Source organism: Micromonospora sp. WMMD812 (genome assembly GCF_027497215.1).
Taxonomy (GTDB): Bacteria; Actinomycetota; Actinomycetes; order Mycobacteriales; family Micromonosporaceae; genus Micromonospora.
In genome coordinates, this window is the sequence record NZ_CP114904.1 from 6,402,750 (window position 1) to 6,428,127 (window position 25,378).

Annotated in this window: 24 protein-coding genes; 13 read left to right on the forward strand and 11 right to left on the reverse strand. The window is 74.5% G+C overall.

Translation table 11 applies throughout. The features are described 5' to 3' along the window. Positions 1 to 65 precede the first annotated feature (65 nt). On the reverse strand, positions 66 to 758 hold the full coding sequence (locus O7603_RS29655; RefSeq protein ID WP_281573012.1) for a Crp/Fnr family transcriptional regulator: 693 nt from the start codon (positions 756 to 758) through the stop codon (positions 66 to 68). Between the two features lie 463 nt (positions 759 to 1,221). Between O7603_RS29655 and O7603_RS29660 the strand changes: the two genes are divergently transcribed. The 4 genes from O7603_RS29660 (at position 1,222) to proC (ending at position 4,451) form a co-directional block, all read left to right on the forward strand. Continuing rightward, positions 1,222 to 1,719 carry a polyadenylate-specific 3'-exoribonuclease AS gene (locus O7603_RS29660; RefSeq protein WP_281576865.1) on the forward strand — a complete coding sequence of 166 codons (498 nt, stop codon included), beginning with the start codon at positions 1,222 to 1,224 and terminating at the stop codon, positions 1,717 to 1,719. A 132-nt stretch (positions 1,720 to 1,851) separates the two neighbouring features. Then, on the forward strand, positions 1,852 to 2,355 hold the full coding sequence (locus tag O7603_RS29665; RefSeq protein ID WP_281573013.1) for a pyridoxamine 5'-phosphate oxidase family protein: 504 nt from the start codon (positions 1,852 to 1,854) through the stop codon (positions 2,353 to 2,355). A gap of 172 nt (positions 2,356 to 2,527) precedes the next feature. After that, entirely contained in the window at positions 2,528 to 3,556 is a 1,029-nt protein-coding gene (locus O7603_RS29670) for a 6-phosphofructokinase (RefSeq protein ID WP_281576866.1), read from the forward strand. 76 nt (positions 3,557 to 3,632) lie between these two features. After that, positions 3,633 to 4,451: a pyrroline-5-carboxylate reductase gene (gene proC / locus O7603_RS29675; protein WP_281573014.1), complete on the forward strand. Its 819-nt coding sequence runs from the start codon at positions 3,633 to 3,635 to the stop codon at positions 4,449 to 4,451. Between the two features lie 6 nt (positions 4,452 to 4,457). Here proC and O7603_RS29680 read toward each other — a convergent pair whose 3' ends face one another. Beyond that, positions 4,458 to 5,069, reverse strand: coding sequence for a flavoprotein (locus O7603_RS29680; RefSeq protein WP_281573015.1), 612 nt, complete (start codon positions 5,067 to 5,069; stop codon positions 4,458 to 4,460). Between the two features lie 135 nt (positions 5,070 to 5,204). Then, positions 5,205 to 6,497: a DUF1343 domain-containing protein gene (locus O7603_RS29685; protein ID WP_281573016.1), complete on the reverse strand. Its 1,293-nt coding sequence runs from the start codon at positions 6,495 to 6,497 to the stop codon at positions 5,205 to 5,207. A gap of 121 nt (positions 6,498 to 6,618) precedes the next feature. Here O7603_RS29685 and O7603_RS29690 point away from each other — a divergent pair, with 121 nt between their 5' ends. Both O7603_RS29690 and O7603_RS29695 read left to right on the forward strand, forming a co-directional pair. Beyond that, the gene (locus O7603_RS29690) at positions 6,619 to 6,969 is read left to right on the forward strand and encodes a DUF2203 domain-containing protein (protein ID WP_281573017.1); all 351 of its coding nucleotides are present in this window, start codon (positions 6,619 to 6,621) and stop codon (positions 6,967 to 6,969) included. Next, positions 6,966 to 8,282, forward strand: a complete 1,317-nt coding sequence (locus O7603_RS29695) for a hypothetical protein (RefSeq protein WP_281573018.1) — start codon at positions 6,966 to 6,968, stop codon at positions 8,280 to 8,282. Before O7603_RS29690 ends, O7603_RS29695 begins: the two co-directional genes overlap by 4 nt. Positions 8,283 to 8,292: 10 nt before the next feature. On the opposite strand, the gene O7603_RS29700 is transcribed toward O7603_RS29695, so the two are convergent. The 4 genes from O7603_RS29700 to O7603_RS29715 all read right to left on the reverse strand — a co-directional run bounded on the left by O7603_RS29700 (position 8,293) and on the right by O7603_RS29715 (position 11,677). After that, positions 8,293 to 8,955 carry a class F sortase gene (locus O7603_RS29700; RefSeq protein WP_281573019.1) on the reverse strand — a complete coding sequence of 221 codons (663 nt, stop codon included), beginning with the start codon at positions 8,953 to 8,955 and terminating at the stop codon, positions 8,293 to 8,295. Beyond that, positions 8,952 to 9,806, reverse strand: a complete 855-nt coding sequence (locus O7603_RS29705; RefSeq protein ID WP_281573020.1) for a DUF4397 domain-containing protein — start codon at positions 9,804 to 9,806, stop codon at positions 8,952 to 8,954. Before O7603_RS29705 ends, O7603_RS29700 begins: the two co-directional genes overlap by 4 nt. Positions 9,807 to 10,107: 301 nt before the next feature. Continuing rightward, a complete protein-coding gene (locus O7603_RS29710; RefSeq protein WP_281573021.1) occupies positions 10,108 to 10,788 on the reverse strand; it encodes an NADPH-dependent F420 reductase in 681 nt (226 codons plus the stop codon). 397 nt (positions 10,789 to 11,185) lie between these two features. Next, positions 11,186 to 11,677: a glutathione peroxidase gene (locus O7603_RS29715; RefSeq protein ID WP_281573022.1), complete on the reverse strand. Its 492-nt coding sequence runs from the start codon at positions 11,675 to 11,677 to the stop codon at positions 11,186 to 11,188. Between the two features lie 292 nt (positions 11,678 to 11,969). Here O7603_RS29715 and O7603_RS29720 point away from each other — a divergent pair, with 292 nt between their 5' ends. The 4 genes from O7603_RS29720 (at position 11,970) to O7603_RS29735 (ending at position 16,939) form a co-directional block, all read left to right on the forward strand. Continuing rightward, entirely contained in the window at positions 11,970 to 13,586 is a 1,617-nt protein-coding gene (locus O7603_RS29720; protein ID WP_281573023.1) for a glycosyl hydrolase family 18 protein, read from the forward strand. Between the two features lie 271 nt (positions 13,587 to 13,857). Further along, the gene (locus O7603_RS29725; RefSeq protein ID WP_281573024.1) at positions 13,858 to 14,352 is read left to right on the forward strand and encodes a hypothetical protein; all 495 of its coding nucleotides are present in this window, start codon (positions 13,858 to 13,860) and stop codon (positions 14,350 to 14,352) included. Positions 14,353 to 14,450: 98 nt separating this feature from the next. Beyond that, positions 14,451 to 15,857, forward strand: a complete 1,407-nt coding sequence (locus tag O7603_RS29730; protein ID WP_281573025.1) for a 3-deoxy-7-phosphoheptulonate synthase class II — start codon at positions 14,451 to 14,453, stop codon at positions 15,855 to 15,857. A 62-nt stretch (positions 15,858 to 15,919) separates the two neighbouring features. Further along, complete coding sequence (locus tag O7603_RS29735) at positions 15,920 to 16,939, forward strand: GntG family PLP-dependent aldolase (RefSeq protein ID WP_281576867.1); 1,020 nt, start codon at positions 15,920 to 15,922, stop codon at positions 16,937 to 16,939. A 157-nt stretch (positions 16,940 to 17,096) separates the two neighbouring features. Here O7603_RS29735 and O7603_RS29740 read toward each other — a convergent pair whose 3' ends face one another. Continuing rightward, positions 17,097 to 17,957: a deoxyribonuclease IV gene (locus O7603_RS29740; protein ID WP_281573026.1), complete on the reverse strand. Its 861-nt coding sequence runs from the start codon at positions 17,955 to 17,957 to the stop codon at positions 17,097 to 17,099. Positions 17,958 to 17,964: 7 nt separating this feature from the next. Then, entirely contained in the window at positions 17,965 to 19,944 is a 1,980-nt protein-coding gene (pknB, locus tag O7603_RS29745) for a Stk1 family PASTA domain-containing Ser/Thr kinase (RefSeq protein ID WP_281573027.1), read from the reverse strand. A gap of 408 nt (positions 19,945 to 20,352) precedes the next feature. Between pknB and O7603_RS29750 the strand changes: the two genes are divergently transcribed. Further along, entirely contained in the window at positions 20,353 to 20,661 is a 309-nt protein-coding gene (locus O7603_RS29750; protein WP_281576868.1) for an Rv2175c family DNA-binding protein, read from the forward strand. A 179-nt stretch (positions 20,662 to 20,840) separates the two neighbouring features. Here the strand turns inward: O7603_RS29750 and O7603_RS29755 are convergent, their stop codons facing one another. After that, on the reverse strand, positions 20,841 to 21,923 hold the full coding sequence (locus tag O7603_RS29755; protein ID WP_281573028.1) for a polyprenyl synthetase family protein: 1,083 nt from the start codon (positions 21,921 to 21,923) through the stop codon (positions 20,841 to 20,843). Positions 21,924 to 21,932: 9 nt separating this feature from the next. Beyond that, positions 21,933 to 23,393 (reverse strand): transcriptional regulator, encoded by a 1,461-nt coding sequence (locus O7603_RS29760; RefSeq protein WP_281573029.1) that lies wholly within the window; start codon positions 23,391 to 23,393, stop codon positions 21,933 to 21,935. A gap of 266 nt (positions 23,394 to 23,659) precedes the next feature. Between O7603_RS29760 and metF the strand changes: the two genes are divergently transcribed. Next, positions 23,660 to 24,577: a methylenetetrahydrofolate reductase [NAD(P)H] gene (gene metF / locus O7603_RS29765; RefSeq protein WP_281573030.1), complete on the forward strand. Its 918-nt coding sequence runs from the start codon at positions 23,660 to 23,662 to the stop codon at positions 24,575 to 24,577. A gap of 44 nt (positions 24,578 to 24,621) precedes the next feature. Next, positions 24,622 to 25,311 (forward strand): CDP-alcohol phosphatidyltransferase family protein, encoded by a 690-nt coding sequence (locus tag O7603_RS29770; protein ID WP_281573031.1) that lies wholly within the window; start codon positions 24,622 to 24,624, stop codon positions 25,309 to 25,311. Positions 25,312 to 25,378: the final 67 nt, after the last annotated feature.

Sequence of the window (25,378 nt, forward strand, 5' to 3'; positions counted from 1 at the left end):
GACGAGGCGGCCGGGGCCGGCACGAGGCCCCGGCCGTTCGCATGTGCCGAGCCCGTGGGCCGGGGTCAGCGGTCGTTCATCCCGGCGCGGCGGCGCAGCGCGGCCACGTCGGTCACCACGATCCGGCGCCCCTCGGTGCGCAGCCAGCCGCGGCTGGCGAACGAGCCGATCGCCTGGTTGACGCTCTGCCGGGAGCCGCCGGCCATCTCCGCCAGCTGGCTCTGGTTCAGCTCGATGGTGATCATCGGCGCCTGGCTTTCGCCGGCCAGCCGGACCAGGGTCTTGGCCACCCGGCCGGGCAGGTCGAGGAAGACGTGGTCGGCGTTCTGCTCGGTGAGCCGGCGGATCAGCCCGCCGAGCGAGCGCATCACCGCGTCGAGGATGCGCGGGTTGGAGTGCACCAGCTCCATGAAGGCGCCCCGGGACAGCGCCAGGGCGGTGCAGTCCTCGATTGCCTCGGCGGACGCGGACCGGGTGGAGGCGTCCAGCAGGGAGACCTCGCCCAGCACGTCGGGCGGGCGGATCACCGAGAGCACGGCCCGCTCGCCGGTCGGGGCGGTGCGGAAGACCGCGACCGCGCCCCGGCGCAGCACGATCAACGACTCGCCCGGGTCGTTCTCCACGAACAGCAGTTGGCCCTTGCGGTACGTGCGCGGCACGGCGGCGGCGATCACGCGCTGCCGCACCTCCGGCTCGAGCCCGGCGAACATCTCCACGCCCGTGAGCGCGTCACCCGGCTCCGGCAGGCGAACCTCCACGGCCCAACCCCTCCCCGGTCAAGGACCACAACTCGCACACCGGGTGAACCTGACGGCCCCTGACTGGGTGAATTGACACCGGTTAGGCGTCCGGTAGCGGTACACATCAGATCATGACGGGCTTGTCGCTTGCTGTACACCCCTCAAATCACTTCCGTGACACTCCCGAGCCGCGGGGAACGGCACCGTGAGGTGCGGATCCATCCGAAGGGGCCTGGGGACGGGACGGGTGGGTCCGGCCGTGGCCGGCCCGGGGCGGGATCGGACCATCCCGTGTCGCCGGCCGGCCACGGCGGGGGGCCGGCCGGCGGGGGCCACCTGTGAAAGGCGCCACCCGCGGGGCCGGGGCGGGAACGACCAGCCCGCTCGCGCAGGCCAGGACCACCGCCTGCACCCGGTCGCGGGGCGCCGCCCGGGGCCCCGGCGACCGGGGCGGCCCGGCGGTGGGCGAGGATGGCGGGTGATGGTCTACCGCTACTTCTACGACTGCGAGTTCATCGAGGACGGCCAGATCGTCGACCTCGTCTCGATCGGCGTGGTCGACGAGAACGGCCGCGAGTTCTACGCGGTCTCCACCGAGTTCGACGACTCCCGCGCGATCCCCTGGGTACGCCGCAACGTGCTGGACCGGCTCCCCTCGCCGGCCGACCGGGCCTGGCGCTCCCGCGCGCGCATCCGGGACGAGCTGTACGACTTCCTGGTCGAGCCGGTCCGGGACCGCCCGGGCGAGCAGATCGAGCTCTGGGCGTGGTACGCCGCGTACGACCACGTGGTGTTGGCGCAGCTGTGGGGGGCGATGCCGGCGCTGCCCCGGGAGATCCCGCGGTTCACCAAGGAGCTGCGTCAGCTCTGGGACGACCGGGGCCGCCCGCCGCTGCCCGACGCCGAGGCGGCACGGCACGACGCGCTGGTCGACGCGCGGCACAACCTGGCCCGCTGGCGGGCGATGACCGCCCGCTGAGCGGCGCCGGCCAAGGCGCGGTTCCCGGCGCGACGGGCGACGTCGGGAAAGACGTCGTCCCGTAGGTTTGACCGGTTCTGTCCCGGGCACCGCCTCCGACGAGCCGCGCGGAGCCGAGCGAGGGAGACCGCCGTGAGCCATGAGCCGTCCAGCGTCGCCGAGGCCCGCCGCCGGGTCACCGAGCTGATCCGGGAGGCGGGGATCTGCATGCTGACCACCATCGCCCTGGACGGCCGCCAGGTGAGCCGGCCGATGGGCCTCCAGGAGGCGGAGTTCGACGGTGATCTGTGGTTCTTCGCGTACGCCGACTCGGCGAAGGTCCGCCAGATCCGGGTCAATCCGGACATCAACGTCGCATTCTCCGACCAGCGTCGCCACGCCTGGGTCTCGGTCTCCGGCACCGCCACCGAGGCGTACGACCGGGCGCGGGCCGAGCGGCTGTGGCGCCCCCTGCTGCGGACCTGGTTCCCGGACGGGCCCGACACCCGGGGGCTGACCCTGATCAAGGTGCACGCCAGCTCGGCCGAGTACTGGGACTCGCCCGGCGGCACGATGGTGAACCTGCTCGGCTTCGCCCGGGCGGCGGCCAGCGGCCGGCCGCCGGAGCCGGGCGAGAACCGCGAGGTCCCGTACTGAGGGTGTCCGCCGGGTGAACGGCACCGGGGCGCGCTGTCGCTGCCCAGGCGGGGCGACTACAGTGCGCAGTGACGGCCCGCCCCGGGCCGGCAACGGCGCCGATGGTCTGATCCGACACATATCCTGGGGCATATCGGGCTTCACCCTGATGCTCCAGGAGGATGAGCAGATCATGCGTATCGGCGTGCTCACCGGCGGCGGCGACTGCCCAGGTCTCAACGCGGTCATCCGGGCGGTCGTCCGCAAGGGCGTCGCCACTTACGGTCACGAGTTCGTGGGCTTCCGGGACGGCTGGAAGGGCCCGCTGGAGGGCCTGTCCAAGCCGCTGGGCATCGCCGAGGTCCGCGGCATCCTGCCGCGCGGCGGCACCATCCTCGGCTCGTCCCGGACCAACCCGTTCAAGATCGAGAATGGCGTCGAGCGGATCAAGGACAACCTCGGCGAGCAGGGCGTGGACGCGTTGATCGCGATCGGCGGCGAGGACACCCTCGGCGTCGCCACCAAGCTCTACGAGCTGGGCGTCCACGTCATCGGCGTGCCGAAGACAATCGACAACGACCTCGGCGCCACCGACTACACCTTCGGCTTCGACACCGCCGTCAACATCGCCATGGAGGCGATCGACCGGCTGCACACCACCGCGGAGAGCCACCACCGCACCCTGGTCGTCGAGGTCATGGGCCGGCACGCCGGCTGGATCGCCCTGCACGCCGGCCTCGCCGGTGGCGCCAACGTGATCCTGCTGCCCGAGCGGGCGTTCGACGTCGAGCAGGTCGCCGGTTACGTCGAGAAGCGCTTCCAGCACCAGTACGCCCCGATCGTGGTCGTCGCCGAGGGCGCGCAGCCGCTGGCGGGCCAGATGGTCCTGCAGAACCAGGAGCTGGACGCGTTCGGTCACGTCCGGCTGGGCGGCATCGGCCAGTGGCTGGCCGAGCAGCTGGAGGCCAAGACCGGCAAGGAGGCCCGCACGGTCGTGCTCGGCCACATCCAGCGCGGCGGCACCCCGACCGCGTTCGACCGGGTGCTCGCCACGCGGCTCGGCCTGCACGCGATCGACGCGGCGCACGAGGGCGACTGGGGCAAGATGGTCGCGATGCAGAGCACGGACATCGTCCGGGTGCCGCTGGCCGAGGCCACCCGCGAGCTGAAGACCGTGCCGCTGGAGCGGTACGCCGAGGCCGAGGTCTTCTTCGGTAGCTGATCGACCGCCACGGCGTCGCGGCCGGCCGCAGAGCCCGCCGCGACGCCGGGCACGGCGAGGAGGGGGTACGGCGGGGATGTCGTCCGGGGTGCACACCGTCGCGGTGATCGGCGCCGGCAAGATCGGTGAGCTGATGCTCTCCGGCCTGCTGCGCTCCGGCTGGCCGGCGGACCGGCTGCTGGCCACCGCCCGCCGGCAGGCCCGGGCCGAGGAGCTGGCCACCCGCTACGGCGTCCGGGTGGTGGACAACCTGGCCGCGGTCGACGAGGCCGAGGTGCTGGCCGTCGCGGTGAAGCCGCAGGACGCGGCCGTGCTGCTCGACGAGATCGGCCCCAAGGTGCCCGCCGACAAGCTGGTGATCTCGCTCTGCGCCGGCCTGCCCACCAGCTTCTTCAACCGCCGGCTGCCCGAGGGCACCCCGGTGGTCCGGGTGATGACCAACACCCCGGCGCTGGTCGACGAGGCGATGACCGCCATCTCGGCCGGCGCCCACGCCACCGGGGCGCACCTGGCCCTCGCGGAGGAGATGTTCAAGCCGCTCGGGGTGACCATTCGGGTGCCCGAGTCGCAGCAGGACGCGGTGACCGCGCTCTCCGGCTCCGGGCCGGCGTACTTCTATCTCCTGGTCGAGGCGATGATCGACGCCGGCATCCTGCTCGGGCTGCCCCGGCAGGTGGCGCACGAGCTGATCGTGCAGACCGCGATCGGCTCGGCGGTGATGCTGCGCGACTCCGGCGAGCACCCGGTGAAGCTGCGCGAGGCGGTCACCTCGCCCGCCGGCACCACCATCTCCGCCGTCCGCGAGCTGGAGAAGCACGGCGTACGGGCGGCGCTGCTCGCCGCGCTCGAGGCGGCCCGGGACCGGGCTCGGGAGTTGGCCGCCCAGAGCGGCTGACGTCGGTCAGCCCGGCTGCATCGCCAGGTCGTCGACCCGGCGCCGCAGGGGCTCGGCGAGCGGAGGGCGATCGACGGTCGGTTGCGCGGGCACCCGGGCGAACCGCGTCCAGGCGGAGATGACCTGCGCGGCGGCGTGCCACGGCGCCGGGTCGTCGACGGCCGGGTCGGTGGGTCGGGTGACCGTCACGCCCCAGTGCCGCAGCCGCTCCAGGTTCTCCAGGAAGGCGGGGTGCCGGGCGAGCGTCGGGTCCGGCGCCGGCACGGCGACCACCGGCAGGCCGACGGCGGTCGCCTCGTTGAGCAGCCGCAGGGCCAGGTTGTCGTTGAGCCCGTACGCCCACTTGTTGACCAGGTCGAAGCTCGCCGGCGCGACGGCGTAGGCCTCGGCCGGCGGCAGCGGGTGCAGCGTTTCGGCCTGCTCGTCCTCGCGGATCGGATGGTCGGTGAGGGCGGTCAGGGCGTCCCGGTCGATCACCTCGACCGCGTCCGGGGTGGTGACGACGTGGACCTCCCAGCTCAACTCCTGGCAGGCCGCGATGAAGGGTGTGAGCTCGGCGGCCGGTTCGGTGCCGCAGACGACGAGGTGCAGGACAGGAGATCGTGACTTCCCGGGCATGGCGGCTCCTATCGCAGGTCCCGCAGCCGAGGGTATCGACGCCGGCCGGGACGCGAGCCGTTTTCCGGGCAACCGGCCGGACAGCGGCGACCCGCCACCCGTCGGCTGAGTGGCGACTCAGCCGAACGTCCGTCCCTAGTAGAGCAGGTGCGGCCGGCGGCGCCGCTCGAACGCCGCCAACTCCCCGGCCCAGGCGCCGACCACGTCGTCCACCTCGGCGCCCGCGTCGATCATCGTGCGCAGCCGGGTCGAGCCGGTCAGCTTGTCCACCCAGTACGGTCGAACGGCGTCCCAGGAGTCCTGGCGCCACGCGAAGGCCGGGTAGCGGTGCGCCTCGACCAGCATCGCGACCGCCGTGCGGATCGGGTCGTACGCCGCCCGGTCCACCACCTTCACCTCGACCCCGGCGCAGAGCTTGTTGAGCAGCGCCGGTTTCTGCCCGGCGGAGGTGGGCGTGAAGTACGCCTCCCGGAACTCGACGCCCGGCAGGTCACGGGCGTTGAGCCGGTCGGACCAGTGGTAGTCGAAGTCCTCGGCCAGGCCGCCGATCAGCTCGAACGGCCGGCACGTGCCCCGGCCCTCGGTCATCGAGGCGACACCTTCGAACAGGCCGGTGCCGGGATAGACCAGCGCGGTGTCCGGCGTGGGCATGTTCGGGCTGGGCATCACCCAGGGCAGGTCGGTGTCGGCGGCCAGCAGGTCGCGCCTCCAGTGTCGACACTTCACGACGTGCAGGTCGACCGGGCCGCCGACCTCGGCGGGGAGGAACTCGGCGTTGAAGTACCGGGCCAGCTCACCCACGGTCATGCCGTGCTGCTGGACGATCTCCTTGAGCCCCACGCCGGAGGTGTAGGCGGCGGTCATCATCGGCCCGCGGGCCCGCCCGCCGATCGGGTTCGGCCGGTCCAGCACGACGTACCGCTTGCCGGTCCGGGCGGCGGCGGCCATCGAGGTGTACATGGTCCAGATGTAGGTGTAGAACCGGGCGCCCACGTCCTGGATGTCGAAGACCACCGTGTCCACGCCCGCCTGGGCGAACATGCTCTCCCACTTGGCCTGCGAGGCGCCGTACGCGTCGTAGACGGTGATCCCGGTTCGCGCGTCCACGCCGGTGCCCTCGCTGCCGCCGGCCTGGGCGGAGCCGCGGAAACCGTGCTCGGGGCCGAACGCCGCGACGAGCCGCACCGCGCCGGAGGCGTGCATGAGGTCGACCAGGTGCCGGTACGCCGGATCCACGCCGGTGGGATTGGAGATGACCCCGACCCGCTGCCCGGCGAGCTCCGCGAACCCGGAGCGCACGAGCACGTCGAGGCCGGTCTCCACCCGGCGGATCCCGGGCTGCGCCGCGCCGGGCGTTCCGGGTGCCGCGGCCGCGAGCGTGCCCGCCGTCACCGCACCCGCACCGGCCAGGAATCGTCTGCGCTCCACGGTCGACCTCCCGTCGCTTCGGTTGACCTGAAACTTAGCTACAGCTCGATGTTCGGTCAAGGAAGGTTAGCTACATCGGTCGGGGTACCCCGCCGGGCGGCGGGACGGCCATACTGGCCCGGTGTTCACACTCGCCCAGGCCCGGCACCTGGTGGTCACGCTGCGCCCGCGCGTCGACGAGCTGATCCGACTGCGCGCCGACCTCGCCGAGCTGCGCGCCGACCTGGCCGAGCACGGCGCGAGCCCGCTCGGCGGCCGGGCCGAGGTCAAGGGGCTGGAGGCTCGGCTGCACGCCGTCGTCGACGAGCTGCATCAGCACGACATCCAGATCAAGGGCGTCGCCCCGGTGCTGCTCGACTTCCCCGGCGACCGGGACGGCCGGCCGGTGCTCTGGTGCTGGCTGGAGGGGGACTCGGACGTGCGGTGGTACCACCGGGTGGACTGCGGCTTCGCCGGCCGCCGGCCGGTGTGACGAGCCGGCGGCTCCGCGCCCTGACCCGGGACCTGCTGCCGTACCCCGGTCGGGTCCTCGGCGTCGCGGGCGCCGCGCTGCTGCTCACCCTGCCGGCCCTGGACGCGAACCGGTACGAGGGCTGGCGGGCGGACCTGCGGACGATGACCCTCGCGTCGGTGGTGGTCGCGTCGGTCGGCGCGCTCCTGCTCGCGGCCCGCTACGCCGCCCGTCCGGCGGCCGCGCCGCCGCGCTTTCCGGTCCGGCTCGCGGTGGCGCTGGTCGGCGCCGCGCTGCTCGCTGCCGCCTACCTGGCCGCGGCACAGCTGCTGTTCCGGCTGGTCGTGCCGGTGGAGGTCGAGAGTCCGCTGCGCGGCCTGCCGGTGCGGGGCCTGGTGCTGGCGGTGCTGGCCGCGGCGGTCGGGGTCGCCGTCGGCGCGCTGTGGCGGCGCCCGGTGGCCCTGGTGACGCTGGGTGTGCTGCTGGTCGGGGTGGAGCTGGCGGTGCCGTCCGGCATCGGGCCGCTGTCGGCCGTCCGGTTCTGGCTCCTCGGCGTGGGACAGCCGCACGACGTGCCCGGCTGCGTGAGCCCGTTCCCGTCGGAGTGCGTGACGTGGACCTACCGGCACTGGCCGTCGGGCCTCGCCCTGGTCGGCACGGCGCTCGTGGCGGTGCTGGTGGCCACGGTGCTGGCCAGCCGCGCGCCGGCGGACGACATCGGCCCCCTCGCCGACACCCGTCGGCCGGAGGGGCCGAGGCCGCGGGCCGCGCCGGGTCGGACCCGGTACGCCCTCGCGGCCGCGCTCGTCGTGGCCGGCTTCGTGCTGACCCCGACGCTGGTCGGGACCGGCGCGCGGCACGCGACCAGCGACGTCGCCACGGGGATCGGGAGCGGCGCCCCGATCGGGTCGCCGGCGGAGGTGCCGGTGGCGCTGCCCGGTCGGCTGGCCGTCTTCGCCGTCGGGCTGGTCGAGGTCCGCGACTGCCACGCCCGGTCGGCGGACGGCACGCGGGTGGGCCTCTCCCCGGTGCTCGGCACCGTGCGCTACGGCGACGGCGTCAGCTACCGGTGGATCGGCAACCTCCGGCTGCCCGCGCCGGGCCGGTGGACGGTCACCTGCGTCGGCGAGCAGGGGGAGTACCTGGTGGCCGGCCCGCCCCGGGTCGAGGGGCTGGTCGGCCGGCTGGTGGAGGCGCCCCGCCCGGTGGGCTGGCTGCTCGGCGTGCTGCCGGGCCTGCTGGTCGCCGCGCACGCCGCGTACGCCGGGCGCCGGCACGGACAGCCGGGCCCGCCGCGCCCGACGGCCGGGCGCGGGGCCGACCAGGGCGGTTGACGACCGGGCGTCAACCGGCGGGATCGGCGACGGCGAAGACCACCACGTTGTCCGTGTAGTGCCCGCGACGTCGGTCGAAGTCACCGCCGCAGGTGACGAGGCGCAGCTCCGGGCCGGGCGTCGGGCCGTACACGGCGGCGGTCGGGAACGCGTCCTTGCGGGTGCGCAGGGAGCCGGTCACCCGGAACGGCACCCGCTGACCGCCACGCCACACCTCGACCGCGTCGCCCGGACGCAGCTCGCCGAGCCGGGCGAAGACGGCCGGCCCGCGCCGGGAGTCGAGGTGCCCGGCGAGCACGGCCGGACCGGTGTCGCCGGGGGCCGGACCGCCGCCGTACCAGCCGACGACGCCGAAGTCGGCCGGCGGCACCAGGGCGCCGTCGCGATCCAGCCCGAGGACGGTCAGCCGGGTGTCGACGTCGATCCGCGGGACGCGTACCCGGGTGGGCGCTCCCCGCGGTGCGGAGCGTGCCGGTGGCGACGCCGTGGTCGACGGGCAGCCGTCGGCGCACCCGGGCCGCCAGGTGGCGGCCGGCGGGGCCGGGGCCGTGGTGGCCAGCCCGACCCCGGTCCCGGCCGTCAGGCAGAGCGCCGCGCCGAACGCGACCAGCGCGGCGGCCGGCGGCCGGCGGTTCCGGTGCCGCCGGATCGCCGGGCCGCGCGGCGGGGTCACCAGGCGGTACGCCGCCGGCGCAGCAGCAGCGCCAGCCCGGAGGCCAGGGCGAGCACGGCCAGCCCGCCGGCGATCAGCGGGTACGCGCCGCGCCCGCTCCCGGCGCTGCCACCGGCGCCGGTGTCCACGCCGCCGGCCGGCACCACCGTGCCGCCCTCGGCGTCCCGCCGCAGCTCGGTGGTGAGGCCACCCTGCTTCGCGTCCAGCACGAGCAGCGAGTAGACGGCTCCGCCGGTCAGCCGCACCTCGGTCTGGGTGGTCGGGCCGCCGCTGCCGGACAGCCGTAGCCGCCACTGGCCGGGCTCGACGAGCTGGTAGTCGGTGGTGGTGGCGAAGTGGACGCCGTTGGCGATGGTCGGCCCGTCGGCGGCGGCCACGTCGAGCACCGGCGCGCGCACCGACGCCTGCACGACGCGGACCTTGGCCTGTCCGCCCCGGGGAGTGCTCAGATCGTCGCGGAGCACCCGCAGCCCCAGGTCGGCGTACCGCCCCACCCCGGCCACCGTGTACGCCTCGCCGCTGGTCACCGCGACCTCGGTGGTGAGCACCGGCGGGCCGCTGGCCGCGGCGCCCGCCTCGCGCATCGCCACCGCGTAGCGGCCGGGGGGCAGCGGAAGGTAGTCGGAGACCACCCCGTAGCCGACGCCCGGGAAGACCTGCGGCTCGGCCGCGTCGGGGGCGGCCAGGTAGACGTCGACGCTCGGCGTGTCGGGGGAGAGGTGGGCGAGCCGGACGTAGCCGACGGTCGCCGCGGCGGCCGGCGCGGCCGTGGTGGTCACCAGCCCGGCGCCGAGCAGGAGCGCGGCGGCTCCGGCGAGCAGACGGCGCGGCGCGGTGCGGAACAGGTGCATGTCGCCTCCGGGATCCGGTCTTCGGGGTCCGTCCACGGCAGAGCGTCCCGTGAACAGGACTCGGATGCAACTGTCACCGACCTGACACGCCGAGGACTCACCGTGCCACGGTCCGTGTCGAGAGGGGGAGCGTCCGTCGCTCCGGCGGCGATTGTCGGCCACCCGGATTTCCATGAAGGATCTTTCCACACCGCCGCCGGCCAGTCCGGTGGCTACTACCCGGTGTTCCGCAACGCGGCCGGCTGACCGACGTCCCGCGGGGCGTTCCCGGTCCCGGTGCGCCCCGCGGGTCCGCCGCCGGTCAGGTCGGCGAGCCGGCGGCGTCGAGCGCCGCCCGCACCCGGTCGCTGCCCGCGGGCGCCGCCCGCTCCCAGTCGTCCGGAACGGCCCGGTAGATGACCCCGTACGCCGGTGTGCCGGGCTGGTACCGCCAGCCCTCGGCGAGCCGGCCGGCGTCCACCGCGTCGAAGCCGATCCGGTCCAGGAAGTCCTCGGCGGTCGCCCTGGCGTCCGGGTCGTCGCCGGCGATCGGCAGGGCGCTCCGGTCGGCCTCGCCGACCGGTCGGGGAAGGGTCGCCAGGTGCCGGAAGTTGATGTTGTTGAAGACCTTCACCACCCGCGCCGCCGAGAGGTGCCGCTGGAGCAGTTCGCTGCTGGTGGCGGCGCCCGAGTCCAGCTCGGCGATGGTCCCGTCGCGCTGCGGGTAGTAGTTGTTGGTGTCCAGCACGACCTTGCCGGCCAGGGGCTCCGCGGGCAGGTCCCGGTACGCCTTGAGCGGCACGCTCACGACCACCAGGTCACCCGCCTCGGCCGCCTCCCGGACGGTCCCGGCGCGGGCCCGGGGGCCCAGCTCCTCGACCAGGTCGCGGAGCGTCTCCGGGCCGCGCGAGTTGCTGAGCACCACGTCGTAGCCGGCGGCCACCGCCAGCCGGGCCAGGGTGCCGCCGATGTTGCCGCTGCCGATCAGTCCCAGCGTCGTCATGTCCCGTGCCAACTCCGTCCAGCGTGGGGGCTGTTCCCTACCGGCGTGGTGGGTGACCCGGCTCGCGCCCGCCGCCCGGCCGGGCCGGGAGCACCGCGCGCCGACCGCACCGCCGATCCGGTGACACCGAGGTCCGGCCGGTGCCGCCCGGGCGCTCCGACCCGGTCACCGTACTGCCGGCACCGGCTGGGAGGTGGCGTCTCGGTCGCCTGCCACCCTCCCGGCGGACCGGTCCCGCGTGGTGGTGGACGCGGACCGGCCGGAGCTGCCGGCCCGTTCGCCCGTCGGCGGACTCGTCGCGGCGCGCACTCTGCCCGAGCGGCGACACGTGCCCCGACGGCCGGAACCGCCTGGAGCGGTCCGGGTGGCGGCAGAGGCCTGGTCGAGGGAGCGCGGCTCAGGCCGCGGGAAGCACCTTCTCGACGGCGGCGCGCAGCTCGGTGGCGCCGGGCTCCACCGGCGGGGCGAACCGGGCGGCCACCGTGCCGTCCGGCGCGACCAGGAACTTCTCGAAGTTCCACCGGACGTCGCCGGTGTGCCCGTCGGCGTCCGGGGTGTCCACGAGCGACGCGTAGAGCGGGTGCCGGTCGGGCCCGTTGACCTCGACCTTCTCGGTGAGCGGGAAGGTCACGCCGTAGTTCACCTGGCAGAAGTCGCTGATCTCGGCGGCGGTGCCCGGCTCCTGGCCGGCGAACTGGTTGCACGGCACGCCGAGCACCACGAGGCCGCGGTCGGCGTACTCGTCGGCGAGGGCCTGAAGGCCGGCGTACTGCGGGGTGAGGCCACAGCGGGAGGCGACGTTGACCACGAGCAACGCGCGACCGCGGTACTGGGCGAGGTCGGCGGGCCCGCCGTTCAGGGCGCCGATCGGGATGTCGAAGACGGTCATCCGGCGAGGCTACCGCCACCCCCACGACCCGCCCCGCGCCCACGACCCGCCGCCGTCCACCCCTCGACCCGGTTGATCATGAGGTTTGCGGCGCCGGGGGAGATCGAAGTCGCCGCAAACTCATGATCGACCTGGTGGGGGCGGGGGTGGGGCGGGCCGGGTGGGGTGGTGGGCGGCTGTTTCGCCGGGTGCGAGAAATCGAAACATGCACATCTTGACTAAGTGATGACGCCGTGAGTAGCGTCTCAGCAATCATTCTGGAAAGTTTCCTAACTGTTTGAGGAGACGCCGCATGAAGAGATCGCTCCGCCGGGCCCTCTGGGCCGGCGCCGTGGTCGTGGTGACCGCGGCGATGGCGCCGGTCGCCACCGCGTTCGGCGCCGGAAGCGTGACGACCACGTTCACGAAGGTGCAGGACTGGGGGACCGGTCACGAGACCAGGGTGACGATCACCAACGGCTCGGACGCCACGGTCAGCACCTGGCGCATCGAGTTCGACCTGCCCTCGGGCACCAGCATCGGCAGCTCCTGGGACGCCGACGTGACGCGCACCGGCGACCACTACGTCGCGGTCAAGAAGAGCTGGGCCGGCGGCATCGCGCCGGGCGCCTCGTTCAGCTGGGGCTACAACGGCACCGGCGCGTACAAGGCGCCGCTGAACTGCACCATCAACGGCGCGTCCTGCGGCGGCGGCGCCCCGCCGACCACGACGCCGCCGACCACCACCCCACCCACCACGACGCCGCCCACCACGCCGCCCCCGACCACCCCGCCCCCGACCACGCCACCGCCGGGCGGGAAGAAGATCGTCGGCTACTTCGCCGAGTGGGGCGTGTACGCCCGCAACTACCACGTCAAGAACATCCACACCAGCGGCTCGGCGGCGAAGCTGACCCACATCCTCTACGCCTTCGGCAACACCACCGGCGGCCGCTGCTCGATCGGCGACAGCTACGCCGACTACGAGAAGGCCTACACGGCCGCGGACAGCGTCGACGGCGTCGCCGACACCTGGGACCAGCCCCTGCGTGGCAGCTTCAACCAGCTGCGCAAGCTCAAGCAGATGTACCCGCACCTCAAGGTGATCTGGTCCTTCGGCGGCTGGACCTGGTCCGGCGGGTTCACGCAGGCCGCGCAGAACCCGGCCGCGTTCGCCGACAGCTGCTACAACCTCGTCGAGGACCCGCGCTGGGCCGACGTCTTCGACGGCATCGACATCGACTGGGAGTATCCCAACGCCTGCGGCCTGAGCTGCGACTCCAGCGGCCCGAACGCGTTCAAGAACGTGGCCGCCGCGCTGCGGACCAAGTTCGGCTCCAACGCCCTGGTCACCGCCGCGATCACCGCGGACGGCAGCAACGGCGGCAAGATCGACGCCACCGACTACGCCGGGGCCGCGAACAGCCTCAACTGGATCATGCCGATGACGTACGACTACTTCGGCGCCTTCGCCGCGCAGGGCCCGACCGCCCCGCACTCGCCGCTGTACTCGTACACCGGTATCCCGCAGCAGGGCTTCTGGTCGGACGCGGCGATCCAGAAACTCAAGAGCAAGGGCATTCCGGCCAACAAGCTGCTGCTCGGCATCGGCTTCTACGGCCGGGGCTGGACCGGCGTCACCCAGAGCGCCCCGGGTGGCAGCGCGACCGGCGCCGCCCCGGGCACCTACGAGGCGGGCATCGAGGACTACAAGGTCCTCAAGAACACCTGCCCGGCGACGGGCACGGTCGGCGGCACGGCGTACGCCAAGTGCGGCAGCAACTGGTGGAGCTACGACACCCCGTCCACCATCAACGGCAAGATGACGTACGCGAACACCCAGGGCCTCGGTGGCGCCTTCTTCTGGGAGCTCTCCGGTGACACCTCCAACGGCGAGCTGATCGGCGCCATCAAGGGCGGTCTCGGCTGAGCCGTAGGCCGACGCATCACCCACACGGCGGGGAGGGACACGCACCGTCCCTCCCCGCCCGCGTGCGTCCCGTGCGTCCCGTATGCCCCGTGCGCCTCTGCCCGCCCGGCGGGGGGCGCACGGCCTGCCCCGGCCCGCCCGGCCGGTACGGGCGGCCTGCCCCGGACCCGCCGACACCGCGACGCGCCGGGGGACCCTCCGCACCGCTCAGCCCGATGTGACAGACTCGCCGCTCGGTACATCTGTCTCCGCTGGCCGAGGGGAGGGGTTGATGGGCGTGACGCACCGGAGGCTGGCGGGGTTCGCCGGCGTCCTCGCGACCCTGCCGCTCGCCCTGGCCGGGTGCGCCTTCGGCACGAAGGACGAGCCGGCGGCGAAGCCCGACCGCGCGCCCGCGGAAGAGGCCGCCACGAAGTCCCGTGAGCGGGTGCAGGCCTACCTCGACGCGATGACCGCCAAGGACGCGGCGGCCGGGCGCAGCCAGCTCTGCGCGGCGCTGCACGACAGCTTCGACGCGGCGGCCACGGGGCCGAACGGCGACTTCGCCGACCACTTCGAGGTGCCGCAGGCGGCGATCACCGACATCCGGTCCGGCCCCCGCGGGCAGGAGGTGAGCGTCTCGGTCTCGGTCGCCGTCGGATCGCGGAAGGCCACCCGCCCGTTGGTGTTCACCGTCACGCGGGACGGCGCCGACTGGTGCATCGCCGGCGAGGCGGCCGCCACCGCCGGCGCCACGGCCGCCCCGACGGCGACGCCCGCGACCTGACCTGCGCCGATGCGCCTCGGCGCCCGGCGATCTCCCAGGTGGCGGAACGGTCCCCCTCGGCGGTCGCCCGCCCCGGCCGTCGCCGTACGCTTTCTGTCATGCGCCATGAGTGGCACCAGCTGAGCCATCCCGCGGTGGGCAGCCCGGGGCTCCAGACCAGTCGTCCGACAGCCGACTCCGCCGAGGACGCCGCCCTCGGCCTGGACCGCTGGCGGGACCTGCCCCGTGAGCAGGTTCCGCCCTGGCCGGACCAGGCGAAGGTGGCCGAGGTGTGCAAGGTGCTGGACACCGTGCCCTCGGTGGTCGCGCCCTACGAGGTCGACCAGCTCCGGCAGCGGCTGGCGCTGGTCTGCGAGGGCAAGGCGTTCCTGCTCCAGGGCGGCGACTGCGCGGAGACCTTCGCCGACAACACCGAGAGCCACCTGCTGGCGAACGCCCGGACCCTGCTGCAGATGGCGATCGTGCTGACCTACGGCGCCTCCCTGCCGGTGGTCAAGGTGGCCCGGGTCGCCGGGCAGTACACCAAGCCCCGGTCGCTGCCGACCGACGCGCGCGGCCTGCCCGCGTACCGCGGCGACATGATCAACTCGCTGGAGGCGACGCCGGAGGCGCGGGTCGCCGACCCGCAGCGCATGATCCGGGCGTACGCGAACTCGGCCGCCGCCATGAACATGCTCCGGGCGTACCTGGCCGGCGGGCTGGCCGACCTGCACGCGGTGCACGACTGGAACAAGGGGTTCGTGAAGAACTCCCCGGCCGGGGAGCGCTACGAGGCGATCGCCCGCGAGATCGACCGGGCGCTGGCCTTCATCCGGGCGTGCGGGATGACCGACGACGAGGCGCTGCGTACGGTCACCCTCCACTGCTCGCACGAGGCGCTGGCGCTGGAGTACGACCGGGCGCTGACCCGGGTCTCCGGCAACCGCGCGTACGGGCTGTCCGGGCACTTCCTGTGGATCGGGGAGCGTACCCGGCAGATCGACGGGGCGCACATCGACTTCATCTCCCGCATCGCCAACCCGATCGGCGTCAAGCTCGGCCCGACCACCACCCCGGACGAGGCGATCGAGCTCTGCGAGAAGCTCAACCCGGACAACGTCCCCGGCCGGCTCACGCTGATCAGCCGGATGGGCAACCACCGGGTCCGGGACGCGCTGCCGCCGATCGTGGCGAAGGTCACCGCCGCCGGCGCCAAGGTGGTCTGGCAGTGCGACCCGATGCACGGCAACACGCACGAGTCGTCCAACGGCTACAAGACCCGGCACTTCGACCGGATCGTGGACGAGGTGCTGGGCTACTTCGAGGTGCACCGGGGCCTGGAGACCCACCCCGGTGGCCTGCACGTGGAGCTGACCGGCGAGGACGTCACCGAGTGCCTCGGCGGCGCCCAGGGCATCGAGGACCTCGACCTGCCCGACCGGTACGAAACCGCCTGTGACCCGCGGCTGAACACCCAGCAGTCGTTGGAGCTGGCCTTCCTGGTAGCGGAGATGCTGCGTGGCTGACGCGAGGAGTGAGCTTGCGAGCCCCGCAGTCGACAGCCGAGAGGATCACCGTGGCTGAGAACCTGATCGACCTTCGCTCCGACACCGTGACCCGGCCCACCGCCGGCATGCGGGACGCGATGGCGACCGCCGACGTCGGCGACGACGTGTACGGCGAGGACCCGACCGTCAACGCCCTCGAAGCCGAGGTCGCCGCGCTCTTCGGGCACGAGGCGGCGCTGTTCGCCCCGAGCGGGTCGATGGCCAACCAGATCGCCCTGCAACTGGTGGTGCCGCCCGGCGAGGAACTGCTCTGCGACGCCGACGCGCACGTGGTCACGTACGAGATCGGTGCCGCGGCCGCGTACGGCGGGATCTCGTCGCGGACCTGGCCGGCGGTCGGCGCGGACATCGACCCGGACGTGGTCGCCGCCATGATCCGTCCGGATGGCTACTTCGCGGTCCCGACCCGCGCGATCGCCGTGGAGCAGACCCACAACCGGGGTGGCGGCGGGGTGATCCCGCTGGCGACGCTGCGCGAACTGCGCCGGATCGCCGACGACGCCCGGCTCGCGCTGCACTGCGACGGCGCCCGGATCTGGCACGCCCATATCGCCGACGGGGTGCCGCTGGCCGAGTACGGCCGGCTCTTCGACACCCTGTCGGTCTGCCTCTCCAAGGGGCTCGGCGCGCCGGTCGGCTCGCTGGTGGTGGGCAGCGCCGAGAAGATCGAGCGGGCCCGGCTCATCCGCAAGCGGATGGGCGGCGGGATGCGGCAGGCCGGAGTCCTGGCCGCGGCCGGCCGGTACGCTTTGGCCCACCACGTCGGCCGGCTGGCCGAGGACCACGCCAAGGCCGCCCGGCTGGCCGAGGCGGTCGCCCCGTTCGGTGTGCTGGCCACCGCGGCGCGGACCAACCTGGTGCCGCTGGACCTGACCAAGTCCGCCCTCGACGCGCACGCGCTGGCCGCCGCCGCGCGAGCCGAGGGGGTGCTGATCTCGGTGCTCGGCCCGCGGACCGCCCGCCTGGTCACCCACATGGACGTCGACGACGCCGGCATCGACCGCGCGGTAGACGTCCTCACGCAGATCCTCCGCGCCTGACCCCCGCCCCACCCCCCGACCGCCCACCGCCGGTCTCCCGGTGATCACGAGGTTCGCGTCATCCGCGGGCCGGTTCCTGACGCGAACCTCGTGATCACCGCGCCGGGCCTCGGGCGGGGTGGGCCGGGTTGGTGCGGGGCGGGTTGGGTTGGGTTGGTCAGGGGTGGAGGCGCTTGAGGGTGGCGATGTCGGCGGCGTGGCCGACCTGCTTCTCGCTGGGGGTCTCCACCACCACCGGAACGCCGGCGGTGGCCGGGTGCGCCATCAGCTCCGCGAACGCCGGCTCGCCGATCATGCCCTTGCCGATGTTCTCGTGCCGGTCCCGGGTGGAGCCGCACAGGTCCTTCGAGTCGTTCGCGTGCACCAGCCGGAGCCGGTCGGCCCCCACGGTGGCCACCAGGGTGTCCAGCGTCGCGGTCATGCCGCCCTCGGCGGCCAGGTCGTGCCCGGCGGCCCAGGCGTGGCAGGTGTCGAAGCAGACGCCGAGCCGCGGGTGCCGGTCGACGGCGTCCAGGTAGGGCCCGAGCTGCTCCACCCGGGAGGCGAGCGACCGGCCGCCGCCGGCGCTCGGCTCGACCAGCAGCATCGGCCCGTCGGTCGCGGCGGCCGAGTCCAGCAGCGGCAGCAGCGCCTCGCGGACCTGCCGCATCGCCGCCTCCGCGTGCCCGGAATCGACCGCGCTGCCGGCGTGGAACACCACGCCCCGCGCCCCGATCGCGGCGCCCCGGGCGAGCGCGTGGGCCAACGTCTGGACCGACCGCTCGACGGTGGCGGGGGTGGGCGAGCCGAGGTTCACCAGCAGCGACGCGTGGATGAAGACCGGTACGCCCCGCTCGGCGCAGCCGGCGCGGAACAGCGCGTCCTGCCCCGGGTCGCCGGGCGGCAGCGCCCAGCCGCGCGAGTTGGAGACGTAGACCTGGACCACCTCGGCGCCGGTCGCGTCGAGGTAGGGCAGGGCCGCCTTGGCCAGGCCACCCGAGGTCGGCGTGTGGGCGCCGACCGGACGGGTCGTGGTCACCGCCATCTCAGAGGCACCCGAGCGTCACCGGGGTGGCCGGCGGCACCTGCGAGTTCTCGCCCGGGTTCTGGAACCGGACGATCCCGTTCGGGTTGAACTGGATCGCCACCGGGAAACCCTGGCTCTCCAGCAACTGCTTGGCCTGCGGGCACGGCAGGTCCACCACCCGGGGTACGACCACCAGCGGGGGGCCCTTGCTGACGTCCAGCTTGACCTGGGTGCCCTTCTCCACGCCGGTGCCGTCGGCCGGGCTCTGCCCGAGGACCTCGTCCTTCGGCTTGTCCGAGTCCTTGTAGGTCTCCACCGGAGTCAGGCCGAGCTTGGCGAGCGTGTCCCGGGCCTCCGCGAGGGTCTTGCCGACCAGGTTCGGCACGCTCACCGGGGCCCGGCCCTTGCTCAGGATGACGGTCACCTTGGCGCCGGGCTTGACCTCGGCGCCCACCTTCGGGTTGGTGTCCACCACCACGCCGGCCGGCAGGTTGTCGTCGTAGCGGGCCGCGCCCTTGGCCACCACCAGCTTCGCCCCGACCAGGTCCGCCTCGGCCAGCTCGAACTCCTTGCCCACCACGTCGGGCACCGGGAAGCGCTCCGGGCCGAGGGAGAGGGTCAGGGTGATCGTGCTGCCCTTGACGACCCGGGCGGCCGAGGCCGGATCCTGGAGCAGCACGCTGTCCTTCGGTGCCTTCTCGTCGTAGCGCGGCTCGGCGTACTTCAGGGTCAGGCCGGCGCGGGTGGCCTGCGCCTCCGCGTCGGCCTTGCTCAGGCTGACCAGCTGCGGGGCGGACGTGTAGCGGCCCGCACCGAACCACCAACCGCCGATGGCGGCGACCAGGCCGAGCACGACCACGACCGCGGCCACCGCGAGCCGGCCGCGCCGATCGCCCATCACGCGGGTGCGAAGCTGGCCGAGCCGCGACCAGAGGTCGTCGCCCTCGGGCGCCGTGGCCCGGCGCCGGCCGGTCCGCTGGCCGCCCTCGGGCAGCCGGGCCCAGGCCGGCCGCTGGGCGGGGCGGACCGCCGCGACCACCATGGTGGGCTGGGCCAGCGGCGGCTCGTCGGCCACCCGGCGCAGCACGGCGGTGCGGCTGTTCGGGTTGCCGAGGTCGTCCCGGGCCACCTGCACCTCGGAGAGGAGCGCGCCGGCGTCGGCCGGCCGGGCGGCCGGGTCGCGCCGGGTGGCCCGGGCCACGAGCTCGTCGAGGACCGGGGGCAGGCCGGGCACCAGGGTGGACGGGGCCGGCACGTCCCGGTCGACGTGCTGCCAGGCGATGTCGACCGGGCGGTCGCCGTCGTAGGGCACCCGGCCGGTGAGCATCTCGAACAGCACGATGCCGGCCGAGTAGACGTCGGTGCGTGGGTCGGCGCGGCCCTCGGTGACCAGCTCGGGGGCGACGTACGCCACCGTGGCCATCAGCTGGTTGCCGCTCTCCTCGGCGCTGGCCTCGACCGCCCGGGCCAGCCCGAAGTCGGCGACCTTGACCACGCCGTCGACCAGGTTGGCCACGCCGCCGGTGGGCGCCTCGGCGACCAGCACGTTCTCCGGCTTGACGTCGCGGTGCACCACCCCGGACCGGTGCGCGGCGGCGATCGCCGCGAGCATCTGCTCGAAGATGGCCAGCGCCTCGTCCGGGTTGAGCCGTCGACGCTCGGCGAGCACCTCGCGCAGGGTCCGGCCGCGGACGTACTCCATCACCAGGTAGGGCAGACCCCCATGGGTGCCCTGGTCATAGACGGCGACCACGTTGGGGTGGGTCAGCCGGGCGATCGTCTTCGCCTCGTCGGTGAACCGCTCCACGAACCCGGCGATCCGGGTGCGCGCCTCGGACGCCTGGGTCGGATGAATGATCTTGACCGCGACGGTGCGCTCGAGGCGCTCGTCGGTGGCGGTGTACACGGTCGCCATGCCGCCACGGGCCACGCGACCGCGTATGCGGTAGCGCCCGTCGATCAGCGAGCCCAGCAACGTGTCGGCGACCTGTGTGTCCATCGGCAGGGAGTCTATGTGTCGGGAGGGTGAAGGTAGAACTGGATGCTACAGCCGGAGTGCGACGGACCGCGTCCCGCCGCGCTCGCCGGCCGCCCGCACCGTCCGTGAGCTGCGCTGACGCCCCGGTCTCCGCCGGCTCCGGGAGCCGTCCGCCGCCCGACCCCACCGTGGGTGGGGTGAGCGGGCGGCCACGCCTGGTGACTGCGGTCCGGAACGCGGGGCGGGGATCGGGTGGCTGGCCCGCGTCGGGACGGGGCAGGATCGGTATCCGGATCCTCCTCGGGGTGCCGTTGGCCCGGTCCGGCCGCGGCGTGGCAGGGTGTCCGAGTGACCGAATCCGTACCCGCCGACCGGGCCGACACCGGCCCCGACCTCGCCGGACCCGCCGACGCCGCCGGCTGGCTCACCCTGCCGGACGTCGCCGAGCGTCTCGACGTGTCGATCAGCAAGGTGCACCAGATGATCCGCGACCGCGAGCTGTTGGCGGTCCGCCGGGACGGCGTCCGCCGGGTGCCGGCCGATCTGGTGGCCAACCGTACGGTGCTCAAGCACCTGCCCGGCGTGCTCAACCTGCTGACCGACGCCGGCTACGACGACGAAGCCGCGCTGCGTTGGCTGTACGAGCCGGACGACACCCTGCCCGGCACCCCGGCGACCGCCCTCGGCGGCGACCAGGCCCGCGAGGTCAAGCGCCGCGCCCAAGCCCTCGGCTTCTGACCCCCGACCGCCCCACCCCGCCCCATCCGAGGCCCAGCCGAGGCCCAGCCGGTTGATCATGAAGTTATTGCCCACGGCACCGGCGTGTCGGCGCGATAACTTCATGATCAATACAGTGCGGGCGGGGTCGGCGGGTGGCGATGGGCGGCCGCCGGCCGGCGGGGTGGCCGGGTGGAGGGTCAGTCGGTGCGGCGGGTGGCGGCGATCGCGAGGTCGACCAGGGCCTGGCGGGCCTCGGTGTCGAGGTCGACGGTGGTCAGCGCGGCCAGCGCGCCCTCGGTGAGCGTGACGATCCGCTGCTCGGTGCGGGACAGCGCGCCGGTCGTGGTGATCAGCTCCCGCAACCGGGCGACTCCCTGCTCGTCCAGCTCGGGATCGCCGAGCCCGGCCAGCAGCAGCTCGCGGCCGGTGTCGTCGGCCACCTCCAGGGCCGCCGCCACCAGGTAGGTCCGCTTGCCCTCACGCAGGTCGTCACCGGCGGGCTTACCGGTCTGCGTCGGGTCGCCGAAGACGCCCAGGACGTCGTCGCGGAGCTGGAACGCCTCGCCCAGCGGCAGCCCGTACGCCGAGTAGGCCGCCCGGACCTCCGTCGGCGCGTCGGCCAGCGCGGCGCCGAGCAGCAGCGGCCGCTCGACCGTGTACTTCGCCGACTTGTAGCGGGCGACCTTGCCGGCCCGCTCGACCGAGGTGTCCCGGGTCACCTGGGTGAGGACGTCGAGGTACTGGCCGACGGTGACCTCGGTGCGCATCTCGTCGAAGACCGGGCGGGCCCGGGCCACCGTGCGAGGGTCCAGCCCGGCGGAGTGCAGCAGCTCGTCGGACCAGACCAGGCAGAGATCGCCGAGCAGGATCGCCGCGGCGTCGCCGAACCCGTCCGGGTCACCACCCCAGCCGGACCGGCGGTGCCGGGCGGCGAACCGCCGGTGCACCGCCGGTTCGCCCCGCCGGGTGTCGGAGCGGTCCATCAGGTCGTCGTGGATCAGCGCGCTGGCCTGTACGAACTCCAGCGCGGCCAGGGCGGCCAGCACCGGGTCGCTGTCCACCCCGCCGGCGCCGCGGTAGCCCCAGTAGGCGAAGGCCGGGCGCAGCCGCTTGCCGCCGCCCAGCACGAACGCCTCGATGGCTTCCGCCACCGGTGTCAGCGCGTCGTCGACACCGGCCATCCACATCCGCTGGTTGGCGAGGAACTCGGTGAGAGCCTTGTCGATCCGCTGGCGGAGGCCGGCACGGTCGACGGGGGAGACGGGAGCAGCGTCGGTCACGCCAGAACGCTAGCCGGTCGGGTCGTGCCTTCGGTACCCGCCGGTATCGGCTTGCGCGACCCGCACCGGCGGGCTCCGCCCCGCTCCTGGCGCGGGCAGCGGCCGGGGCAGGTACGGGCGGGCCGCCGCGACCAGCGCCGCGTGGCGGCGGACCGCCGGTGCCCGCCGATGATCGGCCAGTCGGCGGCGCACCTCGGCCAGCTGCGTCACCGCCCGGGGAGAACCGGCACGTACCGCGTCGAGCAGGGCACCGCCGGCCACGTCGCAGGCCAACTCCACCTCGCCGAGCTGGAGGTAGCCCCGGGCCAACCAGCCGCCGTAGACCGCCGCGCGGCGGGGCCGTCCCGGCTCCCGGGCCGCGCCCAGCAGCGCCTCCGCCCGGCGGGGCCGCCCGAGAGCGACCAGGGCCCGCCCGGCCATCGCCGCCAGCTCCGGCCCGTCGAGCCAGTAGAGCCAGGGCGGCTCGTGATCCGGATCGATCTTCTCGGCGGCCCGCTCGGCCGCACCGAGGGCCTCGGCGGCGGCGCCCGGCTGCCCACCGAGCGCGGCGGCCAGCGCCACCCGGTGCAGCAGCAGGGCGCGCAGCCCCGGGCCGGCCCACCGCCGGCTGCCCGCGTACGCGGTGCGGGCGAGCAGGAGGGCGCCCGGCGCGTCGCCGACGCCGGCGAGCATGTGGCTGGCCGAGCCGAGCACGTGCCCGGCGAGCGCCGGGTCGCCGGCGGAGGCCGCCGCGCGCAGCCCGAGCCGGTAGGCGTCCAGACCGCCGGACAGGTCACCGGCGTCCGCGGCGAGCCAGCCGGCGATCTGGGCCGACTCGGCGAGCACCGGCAGCAACCGACGCCGGCCGGCCGGGCCGGACCGGGGCAGGGCCCGGACCAGCCGGCGGAGCCGGTCCGCGCCGAGCGGGGCGAGGTCGACCCCGCCGGCCAGGTCGTCCAGCCGGCGCAGCTCGGCCAGGTCCACGGCGTCCACCGGGCCGGGTCGGCGGGAAGCCGGGGGCGTACCGCCGGACAGCGGCGATCCGGAGCCCGGCGATGGCCTCGCGCGCGGGTCGGGATCGGGCCCGGCAGTCGGCGGTGCCGGCGGGGCGCACCGGCCCGGCGCGGCGACCAGCAGGCCGGCTCGCGGGTCGGCCAGCCAGCGCTGCGCCAACGCGAGCAGCGCCGCCCGGGACCGCGTGCCCCCGGCGGGCCGCACCGGCGTCGGCGCGGGGACCCGGGTGCGCGCCGCGGCGCCGGCCAGCAGCTCGGCCGGCGCGGCGAGGACGACCGCGAGCCAGCGCAGCCAGAAGTCGCCGGGGACCCGCACCTGGCGCTCCCACCGGGAGATCTCGTGCCGGCTCAGGGTCGGGACGCCGGCGGCGGCGCAGAGCTCGGCGGCGCTGCGTTGCTGGCTCCACCCGCGGGCCAGCCGGAGTTGGGTGAGCAGTGGCCCGAGCAGCGGTGGGCCGGGTGGCGGGGTCGGCGTCATCGGTCCCTCCCGACGGATGCGGCACGGCGGCGACGGCCCGCCCACCGGACCGACCATGCCACCGCTGGTCGGCGACCCCCGCGCACGCCCCCCGGGAGACCGGTCCCCGGCCGGCTCCACCCGCGCTGCCACCTGTCTATCCCGGGGGTACGACGCTTTCCCGCGCGGGCCGAGCCGAGCCTGCCGGCTTTCGGGGCCGTCCGCCCGAGCCGCCGACAGGTGGAAAGGTCGTGGGTCCGGCGGGCGTCGCCCGCTAGAGTCGGGACGTGGCGCTCGGTCTCCCCTCGGTCCTCCCCAACCCGCAACCGGCCATCGGGGAGCTGATCCGTGAGCGGCAGCCGACCTTCTCCTTCGAGTTCTTCCCGCCGAAGACACCGCAGGGCGAGCGGCTGCTCTGGCAGGCGATCCGGGAGCTGGAGTCGCTGCGGCCGTCCTTCGTGTCGATCACGTACGGGGCCGGCGGGTCGACCCGGGACACCACCGTCGCGGTGACCGAGCGGATCGCCACCGAGACGACGCTGCTGCCGATGGCGCACCTCACCGCGGTCGACCACTCCGTCGCCGAGCTGCGGCACGTGATCGGCCGGCTGGCCGGGGTCGGGGTGCGCAACGTGCTGGTCGTGCGCGGCGACCCGCCGGGCAACCCCGGTGGCGAGTGGGTCCGGCACCCCGAGGGCGTGCTCTACGCCGAGGAGCTGGTCCGGCTGGTGCGCGACGCCGGCGACTTCAGCGTCGGCGTGGCCGCCTTCCCGTACAAGCACCCCCGCTCGCCGGACGTGGCCAGCGACACCGAGTACTTCGTCCGCAAGTGCCGGGCCGGCGCGGAGTTCGCGATCACCCAGATGTTCTTCGACGCCGACGACTACCTGCGGCTGCGGGACCGGGTGGCGGCGGCCGGCTGCGACACGCCGATCCTCGCCGGCGTGATGCCAGTGACCCAGCTGGGCACCATCGAGCGGTCGGTCCAGCTCTCCGGGGCGCCCTTCCCGGCCGCGCTCGCCGAGCGGTTCGCAAAGGTCGCCGACGACCCGGACGCGGTACGCCGGCTCGGCATCGAGCAGGCCAGCGAGATGTGCGGCCGGCTGCTCGACGAGGGCGTACCCGGGATCCACTTCATCACCCTCAACCGCTCCACCGCCACCCGCGAGGTCTGGCAGAACCTGCGGGTGGACGCGCGGGCGTGAACGCGCGCGAGGCGACACCTGATCCGCGCCGCGACGGTTGATCAGTGGTGGGCACACAGCTGAAGTGGGACGAGTACGCCACGGCGTGGGCACGGCTGCACGGGGGCTTCGATCCCCGGGCCGCCGCCCCGGTCGTCCGCGCCTGGCTGCGGTTCGCCTACCACATCGGGTACGTCCTGGGCCGGCTGCGGGTCGGCCCGAATCCGGTGACGGTGGTCGGTGTGCTGCTCTGCGTCTGCGTGCCGGTGTTCGCCGTGCAGCCGGGGGACGGGCCGTTCCTCGGGGCGCTGTTCGTGCTGCTGGCGGGTGTGGCGGACAGCGTCGACGGGGCGGTGGCGGTGGTCACCGCTCGCACCACCCGGCTCGGCTACGTCTACGACTCGGTGGCCGACCGGCTCGGTGAGGCCGCGTGGCTCGTCGCGTTCTGGCTGGTGGGCGCGCCGGGCGCGCTGGTGGCCGCCGCCGGTGCGCTCTCCTGGCTGCACGAGTACGTGCGGGCCCGGGCGGTCTCCGCGGGCATGCGGGAGATCGGCGCGGTGACCGTGGGGGAGCGGCCGACCCGGGTCTCGGTGGCCCTGGGCGGGCTGCTGGTGGCCGGGTTGGCCGGGCTGATCGAGCCCGACCTCGCGGCCGGCACCATCACCATGGCGACCGCGGTCTGGGTGCTGCTCGCCGGCTTCGGCCTGGGCCAGCTCCTGGCCGCCGTCCGCCGTGCCCTGCTCGAAGCCGGCTGAACGGGCCCGCGCCGCCCGGACCCGGCCCCACCGCGATCTTGTACCTTGCGCCCCGGCATCACGGACA

Coding starts and splice junctions, on each gene's coding strand:
- O7603_RS29660 (WP_281576865.1), top strand. CDS start 1,222: ATGGTCTACCGCTACTTCTACGACTGCGAGTTCATCGAGGACGGCCAG.
- O7603_RS29670 (WP_281576866.1), top strand. CDS start 2,528: ATGCGTATCGGCGTGCTCACCGGCGGCGGCGACTGCCCAGGTCTCAAC.
- proC (WP_281573014.1), top strand. CDS start 3,633: ATGTCGTCCGGGGTGCACACCGTCGCGGTGATCGGCGCCGGCAAGATC.
- O7603_RS29680 (WP_281573015.1), bottom strand. CDS start 5,069: ATGCCCGGGAAGTCACGATCTCCTGTCCTGCACCTCGTCGTCTGCGGC.
- O7603_RS29705 (WP_281573020.1), bottom strand. CDS start 9,806: ATGCACCTGTTCCGCACCGCGCCGCGCCGTCTGCTCGCCGGAGCCGCC.
- O7603_RS29710 (WP_281573021.1), bottom strand. CDS start 10,788: ATGACGACGCTGGGACTGATCGGCAGCGGCAACATCGGCGGCACCCTG.
- O7603_RS29715 (WP_281573022.1), bottom strand. CDS start 11,677: ATGACCGTCTTCGACATCCCGATCGGCGCCCTGAACGGCGGGCCCGCC.
- O7603_RS29720 (WP_281573023.1), top strand. CDS start 11,970: ATGAAGAGATCGCTCCGCCGGGCCCTCTGGGCCGGCGCCGTGGTCGTG.
- O7603_RS29725 (WP_281573024.1), top strand. CDS start 13,858: ATGGGCGTGACGCACCGGAGGCTGGCGGGGTTCGCCGGCGTCCTCGCG.
- O7603_RS29730 (WP_281573025.1), top strand. CDS start 14,451: ATGCGCCATGAGTGGCACCAGCTGAGCCATCCCGCGGTGGGCAGCCCG.
- pknB (WP_281573027.1), bottom strand. CDS start 19,944: ATGGACACACAGGTCGCCGACACGTTGCTGGGCTCGCTGATCGACGGG.
- O7603_RS29760 (WP_281573029.1), bottom strand. CDS start 23,393: ATGACGCCGACCCCGCCACCCGGCCCACCGCTGCTCGGGCCACTGCTC.